Origin of the sequence: Clostridium beijerinckii HUN142 (assembly GCF_000621745.1) — a bacterium.
In the GTDB taxonomy this organism is placed as follows: Bacteria; Bacillota; Clostridia; order Clostridiales; family Clostridiaceae; genus Clostridium; species Clostridium beijerinckii_A.
Window position 1 is genome coordinate 102992 of the sequence record NZ_JHXK01000010.1, and the last position, 17008, is coordinate 119999.

Here is a 17008-nt window from a genome sequence, read left to right on the forward strand (position 1 = left end):
TAAAAATATAGTTTGAATATTGAAAACTTGTGGGAGGGAAAATAATGAGAGAAAATGAAAAACTAAAAATATACCCATTATCAGATATTGAAAATTTAAAAGTTCATGGGAGAACGACTGGATGTCTTTCACCACTAACAGTATTTTGGACAGGAAGTGGTATTGAGCTAAATGCGAAAGGCTCTGAACTTTGGGTTGAAGTAGAAGTGGACTATGATATGTATGAGCCTTGGATTAGTATAGTTGTTAATTCCGCTACTGTAAGCAGACAAATGTTAATTGCCGGAAGGTACTGGGTTTGTATATTTAGAGGGATGACAGAGCATGAAATAAAAAATGTTAAAATTATAAGAGATGTTCAGGCTATGAATGGCGACCCAGGAAGTTATATGCAAATACATGCTGTGAAATTTGATGGGGAATGTCTACCTATAGAAGAAAAAACGTACAAGATTGAATTTATTGGAGATAGTATTACATCAGGAGAAGGAGTAATAGGGGCTAAGAAAGAAGAAGATTGGATTTCTATGTGGTTTAGTGCGATAGATAATTATAGCACAATGACTGCAGAAGCCTTAAATGCAGAACATAGAATTATTTCTCAAAGTGGATGGGGGATACTTACAAGTTGGGATAATAATCCTCATTATAATATTCCAGAGTATTATGAAAAGGTGTGCGGACTTCTTACTGGTGATAAAAATGAATCTCTAGGAGCTTTCGAAGATAACCACTTTGAATCTTGGCAGCCAGATGTTGTAGTAGTTAACCTTGGAACAAATGATGAAGGAGCTTTTACTTCACCTGAGTGGAGAGATGAAGTTACAGGAGAGACTCATAAACAAAGATTAAATGAGGATGGCACATTTAATGAGGAAGATTTAGAAGCTTTTGAAAAAGCGGCTTATAACTTTCTAGTTAAACTTAGAAAATATAATAAAAAGGCTAATATAGTATGGGTATATGGGATGTTAGGAATTCCAATGCTTCCGTCTATTTATCGTGCTGTGGATGCATATATTAAAGAGACTGGTGATAAAAAGGTTTCTGTATTCCAGCTTCCAAATACAACAGAAGAAACAGTAGGATCAAGACAACATCCTGGATTTCTATCGCATCAGAAAGCAGCGAAAGAGTTGACTCAATATTTAAGGGGAATATTATCTAAATAAGGTGAGTAATGCAAATAGCTTTCTAAAATATTTCAATTAAAAATTATTATAAATGAGGACCATGGATAGTTAGAAATATAATTTTTTGATTATTCATGGTTATTTCTTTAGAAAGAATTCATTTTAAGTAGTTAAGAGAAAGATATTTTCTTATTACTATTAAACAATTATGTGTTATGGAAAAAGCTTGTCTTGCTGGTAATGAATTTTTAACAAGATAAGTTTTATGTATAATAAAGAGTTTTTTTTCATATATAAAAACATTTTTCCATATATTGAAAAGCTTATTAAATTATTATATAATGTAAATGCTTTAATTAATCGTTAAAGTAAAATATAAACAAGGCAAATTAATCAAATAAGTAATAGTATCAATTATGCTTTAACTGATAAAGTTTAACCAAAGATTTACAATTAAAAAATAAATAAATAACTAATAAGAATTCTCTAAATCAGAAAAGTGAATTTTAAAAGTTTGCAATGTTAATTAAACGATAACTTGGTATTAGGAGGAAAATTAATGAAAACAAAAAAAATTAAAAAACTATTAGCGACAGTTATGGTAATCTCAACTTCAACTACTATCTTACCGGTTTCAGCAATAGGAATAGCGGAAAATAATAATGCAACAGTTTTAGAAAATAGTACAGGCATCTCTAGTACAACAGTTACTATGGAGGGGGGGAGTAACGATGCAACAAATTTAAATAGCAGTACAAGTAGTGCAGCAGTTACCGCAGCTACTAATGAGACTAACACAGTCGCAGCGCTGTCTGAAATTAGTACAACCCCTTCTGCTGTTTATTATAATGGTTTTGAAGATGGGAAGTTGCCGGATCAAGTTAATTGGAAGGCAGATATATCAAGTGTAGCAATAGAAGATATAAATGGAAATAATGCGTTAGGATTTAATGCAAATTATGACGGAGTAAGTACATGGAATTCTGAAACTTGTCTTGATTTTATTGCTAAAAGCTCAGAAAAAATTAAAGCAGGTTCTGAGATTCAATTTGATATTATAATTCCACAAACAAATGCTAATTTTACTGGCGAGATTCACTTGGAAAGCACATTGCAAGACTCCAATTGGAAGGATGCAGGTATTGGTTCGGGATCGGTAGATTCAACTGGTTTCAAAAATGAAAGCGCTGTTAATGGTTATATAAGAAAAACTGTATCTATAAAAACTGACAAAGATACTGTGGGATTATCGAATTTCTATATTAAAATTGTAGGAAATCAATGCAATTACAATGGTAAGCTATTTATAGATAACATTAAAATTGTAAACAACCAAGCTTCAGGTGATACGGCACCACTTCCGAGTGTTTCTGATTTAAAATGGAATTTTGATAATTCTGAGAATGATAGTGATGGATGGTTTTATGGAGGAGCCTATGATTATCATGGATCTTCTGATAACGTTGTAAATTATGATAACACTACGATTGGCAGTGGGGCTTTGAAGCTTTCCCTTGATTATTCTAAGGATTCTGCAAGTGGCTGGAGTGAATTTAAAATTAACAAAGATTTGGGTGCAGCAACTTCATTTAAAGGATATAATATATTAACATATGATTTTATTTATAACCCAAGTAAGATGACTACTGGAGGATTTCAAACAAAATTATTCATTACAGATAGCTTAAATACCTATGGCTCAATTGACTTAAATAATTCGGTAGATGTTGGTAATACTGGATTAAAGAAAGTACAGGTAACTCTTAAGTTTACTTCTAAGGATGTAGATGCCAGTTCAATTACTATTGGAATTATAGGAGCAAGCACTAACTATAATGGTGATATATATATAGATAATATTAAACTTAGTCAAGAACAAGTAGCAGATAAATATGTTGAAAAGACAACAACTACTACAACACAAAATATAATTGATGTAAGCGATTTAATGCCTTCAAAAGTAAAGTTAGTTGACTCGAGTGCAACATCAAAAACAGCAAATTTATACTCATATTTAACTGGTGTAGGTAAATCGGATTATGTTTTATATGGACATCAAAATGATACACATCATAAGGCTGGAAATGGTCCAACTAATTCAGACACAAAGGATATAACAAGTTCTATTTCTGCGATTGTTGGAATTGATGCCCTGTCATTAACGGGATCCGAATTATCATTAACTGATGAAGAGAAAGCTGCTGGAAAGGATTTGATTTCAAAAGCAGCAGATTTAAGCATAGAGGCGTCAAATGAAGGCGGTATAATAACTTTGTCAGCTCATATGCCAAATTTTGAATTAGTTAAAGAAAAAGGAAAAGATAAAAACGGAAATTATGATTATTCAGGATATACTCCAGGAACAACAACTGGTAATATAGTGTCAAGGATTATGCCAGGTGGAGATTTGAATGATGTATATGTTGGGTATTTAGATATGCTTGCAACTTATGCACATAAACTAGAGAATGCTGGAGTTCCGGTGATATTCAGGCCATTCCATGAGAATAATGGAAGCTGGTTCTGGTGGGGTAAAGCATATTGTGACGAGGAAGCGTACAAGAATATGTATCGTTATACAGTTGAATATTTAAGGGATACTGATAAAGTTCATAATTTCTTATATGTATATTCACCAAATGGGCCGTTTGAAAATGAGGAAGATTACTTATCACGTTATCCAGGTGATGAATTTGTTGATATCTTGGCTTTTGATTATTATGATGATAATCCTACTGAAGATGCATCTACAGATCCATGGATGGCGAGTTTCAAAGACACTATTAGCCTAGTTCAAAATATAGCAAAGAATAAAGGTAAACTCTCAGCAGTATCTGAAGTAGGATTGCGTAACAATGAAAATAATGGTTTTATGGCTCTATCAGGAAATGCCGATAAAGATTGGTTTAAGCATGTAGCTGATATAATATCAAGTTCGGATATGCCGTACTATATGACTTGGGCGAATTTTGGTGAAACGGATGGTTTCTTTGCTCCATATATGGTAAGTGATACAAAAGGTCATGAAATGATTAATAACTTTATAAATTACTATAATGAAGATAAATCAATATTTGCTGATGGAGTGGAAGATTACTCTAGTTCTGCAATAACTAAAGAGTCAGCATATTCTTATGGATTCATAACAGGACCAGTTTCAAGCAGCCGTATTCTTGAACCAACTATAGTAACAGCAAGCGTAAAAGAATATGATGGACAAGTTAAGTTTGTATTGAAAAATAAAGCAGGAGATGCTATTGAAACTCTTAACGCTACAAAAGATGAAAATGGTATATATTCAGCTGCAATTTCACAAACTATTCTCGATAAAATAGGACAAGCTGTTGGGTCTATTGATTTATATTCAGATGATAATAAATTAGATACAATAAAAGCTATATTTAATATAAAAGAGGCAGAGAAAGATCCTAAATTGGTAGATAATTTTGAATCATATTCAGGAGAAGATGCATTGCTTCAAGGCGTTTGGTCTACTAATGTTGGATCAGGCTGCAGTGTTACACCAAAGTTAGATACAAATAATAAAAATAGTGGCGATTATGGACTTGCGTTTAATTATAAGATTGCTCCAAACGGATGGACTGGTATTACACAATCATTAGATGCGGATTGGTCTGGTTGCGATGCATTACAAATTTGGGTTAAGCCAGATGGCAAAGGTCAAAAACTCGTTATACAACTTACATCAAACGGTGAAGATTTTGAAGTTTGGATGCCGGATTTTGCAGCAACAACTGAAGCTAAACTTCTAACTATACCTTTTAGCCAATTTAAAGGAAAAAACAATGGAACATTTGACCAAGCTCATATAGAGAAGATGGGAATATGGTGCAATACAATTGGAACAGATACTGTTAACTCAGTAATGTATTTTGATGATATTAAAGGGGTAAGTTCTTCAAATTCAGGTAGCAATAATACTGGTGGAGAACAAACAGGAGGAAATACAAATGCAGGAGGATCAACAGGTGGAACAGCTGAAGTAGTAATGCCTTCAAGAGTTGCAATTAATGGAACTGAAAGGGTTGGTGGAACTCTAACTGCTGAATTATTAAAGGCAGATTCTACAGAGTTTGTTCCATCTCAAGGTGTAACATATGCTTGGTATAGGTTATTTAATAAAGATGATAGTATCACTAACGGTGCATTAGTGGGAACTGATAAAACTTATAGGTTAATTGGCAGTGATAAAGGATATTATATTAAATTATTAGTTACTTATAATGGTAAGATATTTGAAAGTACTACGTCTTCTATTGCGAGAAATTCATCAAGTAGTAGTTCAAGTACATCATCAAATAGTAGTTCATCGAACAGTGGGTCAACTACAACAACGAGCACAACAACTGAAAATTCAGTTACAACAGGTGTAACTACAGCAATTTTAAACACAAGTGCTGATGGGACTGTAAAATTGCTCGATAGCAATGGACAACCTAAAACGGGTTGGCAACAAATAAATGGTACTTGGTATTTAGCTAATGAAACTGGTACAGCGCAAACGGGCTGGCAACAAGTAAAGGGGAATTGGTATTTGCTAGCTAAAACTGGTGCAATGCAAACAGGCTGGCAGCTAGTAAATGGTAAGTGGTACTTATTGGCTTCATTTGGCCAAATGCAAATAGGTTGGCAGAAAGTAGATGATAAATGGTACTATTTATATAGTGATGGATTTATGGCTAGTGATACAGTTATTGACGGTTATACAGTAGATGCAAGTGGTGCTTGGGTATAATGAAATATAAAAATTAAAGTAGCGAGTTTAGAACATGTTTTTAAGAGAAAGTTTAGATGAAGGAATCATTTGACTTTCTCTTTTTATATGTTAATTTTCGATTCTGTAAATTGATTTACGAGACTATATCAGAAGATTGTTGGCTAGTGAAAAATAAGTCAGCAGTAATAGATGCATATATGATAATGGATAAAGGGTTTAGTATCGAATATTGTTTTATAATAAAAGGTTCAGTGTTTGAAAAAATGAAACACCAGATATTATTTTTTCAAACACTATAAATATTTATATAAACACTGTATGCTTTGCTTAAACACTACATATATTGATAAATATTGTGTGCTTGGAAAATAAAATATATAATCTTTTTAAAATAAATGTATATACTTATAATATATAATATTCATTCATTTTGTTTTATAAATATATATAAGTTTGGGGATGAAAATTATAAAAACTTATATCATTAATAGTGTTTGGCATATTTATTGCTCTATATAATTGCATAAAAAATAACACGCAAATTGGAGGAGTAAAAATGGATCAACTAGAAATGGCAATAATGAATATTATAATTAATGCAGGAGATTGTAAAAATCATGCTTATATGGCGCTAGGAATGGCAAATGAAGGTAAGTATGAAGAAGCTGAAAAAGAGATGGGTTTGGCTAATGATGCTTTAGCTAAGGCACACGATGCACAAACAGAAATGCTTCAGAAAGAAGCCGCAGGTGAAAAAATAGAATTATCAGTTTTGTTTGTTCATGCACAAGATCATTTAATGACAGCTATATCTGAGAAAACTTTAATAGAACAAATTATAGAATTAAGAAAAGTTGTAAATACTTTACTTAATAAATAAATATATTATTTGCTTATCAACATATTACTAGTGCGTTGATGTAAACGTACTTAAGTATTTAATACATTATTTTATTTATAGAAAGATTTTAAGGAGGAACAATTATGATTACAATTAAATTATTCTGCGCATCAGGGATGTCAACAAGTGTTTTAGTTAATAAGATGAAGGAAGCAGCTAAGGCTAAGGGGATAGATGCAGAAATTATAGCATTCCCAGAATCACAAATGGATAGACATCTAGATAGCATGGATGTTGCACTTTTAGGACCACAAGTTGGATATACTTTAGGAAAAGCAAAAAGTCTTTGTGAACCAAAAGGAGTTCCAGTAGAAGTGATACCTATGGTTGATTATGGAATGATGAATGGAGCTAAAGTATTAGATTTAGCATTAAGTTTAATTAAGAAATAGTACTTTAAGCATATATATTGAATCTAGACGCTATAGTACTTAGATAATATTAAGTTTAAAAACATTTAAAGTAATAAAAATTCAATAAGGCAATAATAGCAAATTTATATTTGTAATTATTTATATTATATTTTTAATTCAAAGGAGGAATAATTATGTCATTTAATCAAACACTTAACGAAAAAATAGTTCCAGTAATTATGAAATTCGTTAATCTTAAAGGTGTCCAAGCGTTAAAAGATGGTATGATGTTTACATTACCATTGAATATTATTGGATCTGTATTTTTATTAATTGCAGCTTTTCCATTAAAAGCATTTACAGATTTTATGACTTCAACTTTTGGTGCAGGTTGGAATGATCCATTATACAAAGTACAAGGATCAACAATGGGCATTATGGCATTGGTTGGAGTTATAGGAATGACTTACTCATACTGCAAGAATGAGGGAGTAGAGCCGTTTTCACCATCAGTAATTGCTCTAAGTGTATTTGTTATAGTTACTAATAACTTTGTTACTTATCAGCCGACACCAGACGCGACTCCAGTTCAAGTGGGCGGTGCTATTCCTACATCTTGGACCGGTGGAGCAGGTATGATTACTGCAATTGTAGTTAGTTTGATTGTTTCATTTGTTTATTGCGCAATGATTAAGCGAAACATTACAATAAAAATGCCAGAGGGTGTTCCACAAGGTGTTGTTAATGCATTCTCAGCTTTAATTCCGGCTACTGTTATATTTAGTGGAGCTGCTGTTGTTTATGCATTATGCAAATTTGGATTCCAAACTTCTTTTGTAGAGATTATTTATAAAGTGGTTCAAACACCATTACAAGCAGCATCAGATTCATTACCTGGAGCTATGCTTATTGCATTTGCTGTTCCATTCTTATGGTTTTTTGGAATTCATGGAGGTATTACAGTAGGAGGAATGGTAGGCCCATTATTAACTGCTAATACTGCATTCAATGCAGAATTACAAAAAGCGGGGACTTTAGACCTTGCTCATGGTGCTCATATAGTGACTCAACAATTCTATGATAGTTTTGTTAATTTAACAGGTAGTGGTCAAACATTGGGACTTACACTACTACTACTATTCCTTGCAAAATCGGCTCAATTTAAGCAATTAGGTAAGTTAGCGCTTACTCCAAATTTATTTAATATTAATGAACCAATATTATTTGGTATTCCAGTAGTAATGAATCCAATCATGGGTGTACCATTTATACTTGGTCCAGTAATAAATGCAGTATTACTTTACTTCGCGATTGCATCAGGCTTACTAACACCAATGGGGGCAATATTAGTACCATGGACAGTTCCAACTGTAATTTCAGGATTTATTCTTGGTGGACCTAGTTACGCTTTAGCACAATTTGTATTCTTAATAGTTTCTACTGTAATTTACTTCCCATTTTTTAAGAAAGCAGATGCTATGGCTTATGCTGATGAATTAGCAGCTCAACAAGATCATTAATAAAGCTTATAATCTCAATTAAAATATCCCCTATAAGATAGATTATTTGATAAAAGTCTTTTTATAGGGGGATATATTATAATTTTAAATAATTTTTATTTATATAGTAGTAAAATAGTAATGACGAAGAATAGGTTGGTATTAATCAGCCTATTCTTTATTTATTGGTGAGATAAACAAGTACTAAATAAAAGTATAGACAGGAGTGCATGAAAGACATATATTATATATTAAGGGTAGAGTATATTTGTGCAGGTTGTATAAAAAATATATGGAATATGGTGGGGGTTTTTAGTGAAATGGTCAATAATTACTGATAAAGAAAGTTGTATAAGGAATAATAAGTTATAATAACAAATGCAATGGAAAACCACCACATAATTCCCTTTAAGTCAAGAGCATGTGAGATATTTAAATATTTAAAAAATTAAATTATAAGTCTGCATAATAAGAAGAATTAGATATGAAAGGAATAGTTATGATAAAGTATCAGAAAATAGCATCCCAGATTAAAGAATATATATTGAGTGGCAAGTACAAGCCTAATGAACAATTACCGTTTGAAAAAGAACTATGCGAAAGATTTAATGCTAGTAGAATGACAGTGAAGAAAGCTCTAGATTTGTTAGTTGCAGAAGGATTGGTTGTAAAGAGAAGGGGATCGGGAAGTTTTATAAAGGACATAACCGAAGGAGAGATTCAAGAGATTATTCGAAAAAAACAGTTTTCGGGATTAACTAATACTAATTTAGGGCATGAGGTCACAAGCAAAGTTTTAGATTTTAAGATTATTAATGCCGATGAGAAAATTGCAAGTACATTTAAGATAGATAACGGTGATTTTGTCTACTTCATACATAGAGTAAGGTATGTAGATGAGGCACCTATTGTAATAGAAAAAACTTATATGCCGTTATCAATTGCAGAGGGAATAAAAAAAGAAGATGTTAATGGGTCTATATATAATTTTTTACAGAGAAAGCTAGGATTAAAGATTCAAAGTGCTCATTCGACGGTTAGGGTAAGTAAAGCAGATGAATTTGATAAAGAATATTTATTGTTAATGGATGGAGATCCAATAGCAGAAGTGGAAAAGGTTGTATACTTAGAAAATGGAAGAGCGTTCGAGTACTCGTTTTCTAGACACAGATATGACAATTTTGAATTTAAAGCTATAACAGTTATATAAATAAATTAATATATAAATAAATTAAAGGTGTTGCAGTAATATTATACATTATCGCAGCATCTTTTTCGTCTAAGGAAGTATGTAAATTTTGGATATTGAAAGTGATTTATATAAATGCCTTAGTGGAAATTTAATACTAAATATGTAATTAAGAGAGAGTGTGCTGAGTCGCTGTATTAATTGAATGGAGTTTCGAGAGAAGAGTCATAAGTTTATGTGAGTACATATAAGTTAATAAATTTTATCTTAAATGAATAAAGTATGCTTTTAACTGCAAAAGTATAGACAAGTTGCCGAAAAGAATATATATTTAAAGTGAGGTTTTTAATAATATATGATATGTTTTTTATATATCGAGTGAGGGAGTAGGAGGAAGTATGTATCCAATAAGATTTGAAAATTTATACTACGAAAAAATATGGGGAGGAAGAGACCTAGAAACTTTTAGAGATAACCTTCCAGAGGGAAAAATCGGAGAAAGCTGGGATATAGCTTGTCATCCAAATGGAACAGGAATTGTAGCAAATGGTGAATTCAAGGGAATCAGATTTGATGAACTGATAAAAGAATACGGAACTAGCATCGTTGGTGCTAAGGTAAGCCTAGAAAAGTTACCTTTACTAGTGAAATTAATTAATTCAAGAGAAAAACTTTCAGTACAAGTTCATCCTGGAGATGAATATGCAGCTAAATATGAAGGTGATTATGGTAAGACAGAAGCATGGTATGTTGTAGATGCTAAACCAGATGCTAGTTTGATAGTTGGTACTAAAGGATGTACAAAGGAAGAATTTGAAGCGGCAATAAAATCAGGAGAAGTTGAAAAATATTTAAATAAGATAGATGTAAAAAAAGGTGATTGCTTTTTAATAAATAGTGGACTTATTCATGCTATATGTGAAGGTGTTATAATAGCTGAAATACAACAAAATAGTGATGTAACCTATAGAGTATATGATTACGGTAGACCAAGAGAAATACATGTAGAAAAAGCATTAGACGTGACAAACTTTGAACTTCAATGTGAAAATCTTAAAGGAGAAGAAATAGCATTTGATGGTTATAAAAAGAGTTTACTATGCAAAAATGAATATTTTGGAATAGAAAAATTAACTATAGAAGAAACATTGCAAGATAGCAGTGATGAAGATAAATTTGACATCTTAACTTGTGTGGATGGAGAAGGAATAATAGAAGGAAATGGGTATTTAGAAAAGATAAAAATGGGAGATAGCTATTTAATACCTGCAGCACTTGGAAATTATGAAATAAAAGGAAAGCTTAAAGTTTTGAAAAGTTATCCTGTAGTTTAGGTGGTAATTATAAATTAATAAATAATTGCTATTAAACTATTTATATAAAAAATATTTAGTTTAAAATTAAAACAAATATTCTGAAGAATATTACTATATATATTCTTCAGAATATTTAAAAAAGTAAACCAACTTCAAATGATTGTTTAAGTGAATTTTAGCACTATCTACAGTGTACTAAACACTAAAGTATTATTTTGTAAATACTTAAGAAGGAGAAAGATAAGATGGGAATTAAATTTAATGAAAATACTAGAGAGTTTCATCTTTATAATAATAATATAAGTTATATTATTAGAGTAATCGATGGCATAGAACAGATGGAAAATGTTTATTATGGTAAACGATTAAGGCATAGAGAGTCATTTAAACATATAATGGAAAGAGAACTTAAACCTTCATGCAATATGTTTGAGGGAAATCATACTTCGTCATTAGAACATATAAAGCAGGAATATCCAAGCTACGGAATTACAGACTACAGATATCCGGCTCATACGATTATAAGTAAAAATGGAAGTAGAATTAGTAACTATAAATATGTTGGATATAAAATATTTGAAGGAAAGAATAAGTTAAATGGATTACCATCGACTTATATTGAAGCAGCTTCAGAAGCTCAAACATTAGAAATTGCATTATTTGATGAGATATTAAATAGTAAACTAATACTAAGTTATACAATATACGAAGGTCTTGATGCAATATGCAGAAATGCAAAAATAACTAATGAAGGGGAAGAGGCATTTTATATAGACAATGCTATGAGCTGTAGCGTTGATTTAGCAGATTCAGATTTTGAAATGATTCATACATCAGGTGCTTGGGCTAGAGAGTGTCATCTTAAAAAGAGAAAGTTAACAGAAGGTGTGCAATCTATTCACAGTTTAAGAGGTGCAAGTAGTCATGTTCATAATCCATTTGTGATATTAAAACGTCCAAATACAACTGAATATGTAGGAGAAGTGTATGGCTTTAGTTTAGTATACAGTGGAAATTTCTTAGGACAAGTTGAAGTTGATTCGTATGGAGTATCAAGAGTTATGATGGGTATTAATCCTTATGAGTTCAAATGGAAACTTGATTCAAGAGAAGAATTTCAAACGCCAGAATGTGTAATTGTCTACACTAATGATGGTTTAAATGCAATGAGTCAAACTTACCACAAACTTTATAGAACAAGACTTGCAAGAGGTAAATGGAGAGATAAAGAACGTCCTATTCTTGTAAACAATTGGGAAGCAACATATTTTGACTTTGATGAAGAAAAGATACTTTCTATAGTAAGGGCTGCAAAGGACCTGGGAATAGAGCTGTTTGTACTTGATGATGGTTGGTTCGGAAAAAGAAATGATGATACAAGTTCTCTTGGAGATTGGTTCGAAAACAAAGAGAAACTTCCAAATGGAATAGCTGGTTTATCTGAAAAAGTAGAAGAGATAGGACTTAAATTTGGATTGTGGTTTGAGCCAGAAATGGTATGTAAGGATACTAAATTATTTAAAGAACATCCAGAATGGGCTATTCAAACACCTAACAGAAACATGTCTCATGGAAGAAACCAATTCATCCTAGATTTCTCAAGGGATGAAGTTGTTGAATATGTATTTAGTTTGATGGATAACATAATGGGAAATTCTAAAATTTCTTATATTAAGTGGGATATGAACAGATATATAACAGAACCGTATTCATTAGCGCTGGAAGAAGATAGACAAGGTGAAGTATTCCATAGATATATTCTTGGAGTATATAAGTTGGCTGAAAAGATAATAACTAAATACCCAGAGCTTTTAATTGAATCATGCGCAGGCGGCGGGGCTAGATTTGATCCTGGAATGCTATACTATGCACCACAGACTTGGGCAAGCGATGATACTGATGCTGTAGAAAGATTAAAGATACAATATGGTACTTCAATGATTTATCCATTAAGCGCAATAGGAAGTCATGTATCAGCAGTACCAAATCATCAGGTAGGAAGACTTACTCCGCTTAACACAAGAGCCAATGTAGCATATTTTGGAACTTTTGGGTATGAGCTTAATGTTAATACTATGAGTGATGAGGAAAAGGAAATAGTCAAAGAACAAGTTAAATTCTTTAAGAAAAATAAATCGTTGATTCAAAAAGGTGATTTTTATAGAATGCTAAATCCTTTTGAAAGCAATGAAACTTCATGGATGGTAGTGTCTGATGATAAGTCACAAGCCATTGTGGGCTACTATCAAGCTTTATGCAGGCCAAATGAAAAATATAATCGTATAAAATTACAGGGACTTGACGCGGATAAACTGTATTCAATAGAAGGTAGAGAAGGAAATTACTACGGTGATGAACTTATGAATTTAGGAATAGTATTATCAAAAGATTATACAGAAAAAGCTAGTGAATATTGGTCGAGAAAACGTGAAGATTTTATGTCGCAATTGTTTGTAATAAACGAGGTAAAGTGATATTTTGGAAATAAAGGAGTAGTTATGTAAATAGTAAAATTGATATAAAAGGTTTTAATTTTCAACTCTGAAATAGGAATATAGATGTTTATAGGGAATAAGTAAATAAGAAAAATAAGGCTAAGTCCATAGGGGGCTCCATGGACTTAGTTTCACTTTACAATGTATGGAATAGTTAGCACCATAGTTGTTCCTTTTCCGAGAATACTATGAATTTCTAATCCATAGTCATTGCCATAATTCAACTTTAATCTTTTGTTTATATTCCTTAAGGCGGTACCGCTAAAATCATTATTCTTATCATTAATATAATCATTTAATTTTTTTAATTTTACATGATCCATACCTATACCGTTGTCAGAAATGGTTAGTACTAGATTTTCAGTTATATGTTCACCTTTAATTACTATTTTCCCATCACCGCTACATTCACTTAAGCCATGATAGATAGAGTTTTCAATTAATGGCTGAATTATCATTTTAATTATTTCGCAGTCTAGAATTTCGGAGGTAATCAAATTTTCAATTGTGAATAGCTGATCGAATCTAATCTTTTGAAGGTAAATATAATTTTCAATAATGCTTATTTCTTCCTTTAATAAGACGGTGTTTATTTTTCTATTCATACTGTACCTTGTAATAGAGCCAAAATATTCAGACATGGTTGAAGTTTCTATATCGTCATTTATTTCTGCCATCATGCGAATAGATTCTAAGGTATTATATATAAAATGAGGATTAATTTGATTTTGAAGTTGCTTAAGTTCTAGTTCTTTCTGTTCAATTTGGCTCTTATAATTAATATTAATTAAATCGCTTATTCTGCTTTTCATTTCATTATAGGATTTCATTAATATTCCAATTTCGTCATTTTTAGTATAAGATACTTTATAATTTAAATTATTTTCAACATTGCTCTCCATATTCTTGATTAAAAACTTTAAAGGATTAAATATTCTTTTTATAAAAAATATATATAGCACAATAAATAAAATTAAGAAGAAAGTTATGTTAATAATAAACGAAAAAATATATAAGTTGTCTATATGATATGCATTTGACTTAGGAATTGAATTTACAATTATCCAGCTTGTTGAAGGTATAGTATTGTAGGAAACTATATATTCAATATTACTATCCATATACTGTATGCTAGGAGTAGTGGTTGCATTGTGTAACTGGTCATAAGTAGGAATAAATACATTGGATTCCTCGCCTGTGGTTAGAATTAAATTTCCATTAATATCATAGATAGAAACTATCTGATTATTAAATGGAAGATGATCTTTTACTAATAAATTGCGAATTTCATCAATTGGAATAGTAATTAATAATACTCCAGTTACTTTCTTTGTTTTAATATCTATTATTTTTCTAGCCAATGCTATTAACTGTTTAGAGTCTTGCGAAGTAAATTCAAATATATCGCTTGCATTTATATTAGGAAAAATTGATGTAAATTCATTAGAATTTAAGGAATCTATAAACCATTTTTCTGACTTTGGATTTTTAAGTTTATCATTAGAACTATTACGTGTACTTGATACGCCTCTTCCGCTCAAATCATATATGTAAGCACCATTTATTGAGGTGTTTTGGATTAGCATCATATCACAAATGTACTTTAAATAATTATATTCACTTATATCATAAGGTTTATCAGCAGCAAGTATAGAATATAAGTTTCTCACTTCAGGAATAAGTAATGGATATTTTGATACATCAGAAATATTATTTAATTTTTCTACAACTTGCTGACTCAGACTGACATTGAAATTTTCTATAAGTTTTTCTGTTTTATTAAATTCGTATTTTGAGTACGAATATAAATTTAAACTTGTTATTAGAAAAAATATAATATACATAATTACAAAAATAAGTAATGTTAATTTTTTAATGGATATATTATTATTAAAATTCATAAATTCACCTAACTATAAATTCAATTATTAATCTTAAGGAACATAGTAAAAGAATTTATCAAAATACTAAAGTAGTTCAAATAGAGATGTGTAGCAAGCTTAGGGGAATAAACATTTAGTATTAGACAAATAAAGGAATTTAACTGTATTAAAAAAGTATATTTCGAATATTAGTAAACTAATATATAATTTAAATATATAGTAACTTAAACGAATATTCAATATGGAGGAAAAATGAAAATAATAGTAGTTGATGACGATAAAATCATAAGAATAGGATTAAGCAAAATAATAAAAAGATTATTTGATGAACATGAAGTTGTTAACGAATTTCAAAATGGATTAGCGGCATTACAATATCTCAAAGAAAACGAAGAAGAGGTTAATTTAGTAATAACAGATATAAAGATGCCAGTAATGACGGGGATAGAGCTAATAGAGAAAGCTAAAAGGGAATTGAATAAACCACCTTTATTTGTGGTTTTGAGTGGATATGATGAGTTTAATTATGTTAGAGATACTATGAAAGCTGGGGCTATCAATTATTTATTGAAACCGATTAAACAAGAGGATTTGAAGAATATTATGCAAGAAGCAGAAACTAAAATAAAAGATAACGAAAAAAATCATAGGCTACTAAATAAATCCATAGAGGTGCTAAAAAAAGACTTTTTTAAATATATTTTATTTACTAATAAAGAGATTGATTTTAAAACAAATGAATTATTATTAGAGAATATGCAGTTAAATGAAGGATATATATACAAAATGGTTATTGTTCAAAGAAAAGAAGATGATACAAATATTTTCAAGGAGTTTATGAGTTGTATACTAACTGCATATAACAAAATAGAATATGAAGCTTTTAGTTTAGAAGATTGTATTTATACAATTTTTTATTTTGATAAAAAGCAATACGAAAATATAGATTTAATAAATGAAAAAATAGAAAGTGAAACAGAGGTTTTTGTAAATAATAGCAGAAACGTTTATATATTGAGGTATACAGATAAGGTGTGGAAATTAAGAGAGAACTACAAATTGGTAAAAAAACTTAAGGAAAATATGTGTTACGATAATAGTTCTAAAAAATATTTCGTAAATGAGTCAGATAAATTATTAGAAACATTAAATAGCGAAAGTAACAACCCCAATGTAGTAGTGATAAGTTTGGCTAAACAATATATAATCAATAATTTTAATAAAAATATAACATTAAAAGATGTAGCAAATGAGGTACTTCTAAGTCAAAATTATTTATCGGAATTATTTAAGAAAGAAGTAGGGGAAGGTTTCTATGATTTTTTGTCAAGTTATAGAATTAAAAAAGCAAAAGAACTGTTATTAACTACAAATTTAAAGATTTATGAAATAGGGCAAAAGGTTGGATATAATGATTCAATAACATTTGGAAGGGCATTTAAAAAGATAGCTGGAACTACCCCTAATAATTTTAGAAACAATAAGGAAAATGATTAATAAA

General features: G+C 30.5%; 10 protein-coding genes. 9 read left to right on the top strand and 1 reads right to left on the bottom strand.

From position 1 onward, the window contains the following. The first annotated feature begins 44 nt into the window (after positions 1-44). The 8 genes from T483_RS0105010 to T483_RS0105050 all read left to right on the top strand — a co-directional run bounded on the left by T483_RS0105010 (position 45) and on the right by T483_RS0105050 (position 13603). Complete coding sequence (locus T483_RS0105010; protein WP_026885855.1) at positions 45-1172, top strand: SGNH/GDSL hydrolase family protein; 1128 nt, start codon at positions 45-47, stop codon at positions 1170-1172. 520 nt (positions 1173-1692) lie between these two features. Continuing rightward, positions 1693-5889: a glycosyl hydrolase gene (locus T483_RS0105015; RefSeq protein ID WP_026885856.1), complete on the top strand. Its 4197-nt coding sequence runs from the start codon at positions 1693-1695 to the stop codon at positions 5887-5889. A gap of 538 nt (positions 5890-6427) precedes the next feature. After that, positions 6428-6751: a PTS lactose/cellobiose transporter subunit IIA gene (locus tag T483_RS0105025; protein WP_026885858.1), complete on the top strand. Its 324-nt coding sequence runs from the start codon at positions 6428-6430 to the stop codon at positions 6749-6751. Positions 6752-6855: 104 nt separating this feature from the next. Then, complete coding sequence (locus T483_RS0105030) at positions 6856-7164, top strand: PTS sugar transporter subunit IIB (RefSeq protein ID WP_026885859.1); 309 nt, start codon at positions 6856-6858, stop codon at positions 7162-7164. A gap of 155 nt (positions 7165-7319) precedes the next feature. Further along, positions 7320-8645: a PTS sugar transporter subunit IIC gene (locus tag T483_RS0105035; protein ID WP_026885860.1), complete on the top strand. Its 1326-nt coding sequence runs from the start codon at positions 7320-7322 to the stop codon at positions 8643-8645. 463 nt (positions 8646-9108) lie between these two features. Beyond that, positions 9109-9834, top strand: coding sequence for a GntR family transcriptional regulator (locus T483_RS0105040; RefSeq protein ID WP_242841806.1), 726 nt, complete (start codon positions 9109-9111; stop codon positions 9832-9834). Positions 9835-10211: 377 nt separating this feature from the next. Next, positions 10212-11147 carry a type I phosphomannose isomerase catalytic subunit gene (locus T483_RS0105045; RefSeq protein ID WP_026885862.1) on the top strand — a complete coding sequence of 312 codons (936 nt, stop codon included), beginning with the start codon at positions 10212-10214 and terminating at the stop codon, positions 11145-11147. 227 nt (positions 11148-11374) lie between these two features. Next, on the top strand, positions 11375-13603 hold the full coding sequence (locus T483_RS0105050) for an alpha-galactosidase (RefSeq protein ID WP_026885863.1): 2229 nt from the start codon (positions 11375-11377) through the stop codon (positions 13601-13603). 152 nt (positions 13604-13755) lie between these two features. On the opposite strand, the gene T483_RS0105055 is transcribed toward T483_RS0105050, so the two are convergent. Further along, a complete protein-coding gene (locus tag T483_RS0105055) occupies positions 13756-15525 on the bottom strand; it encodes a sensor histidine kinase (protein WP_026885864.1) in 1770 nt (589 codons plus the stop codon). A 234-nt stretch (positions 15526-15759) separates the two neighbouring features. On the opposite strand from T483_RS0105055, the gene T483_RS0105060 reads away from it, so the two are divergent. Next, entirely contained in the window at positions 15760-17004 is a 1245-nt protein-coding gene (locus T483_RS0105060) for a response regulator (RefSeq protein ID WP_026885865.1), read from the top strand. Positions 17005-17008 lie beyond the last annotated feature (4 nt).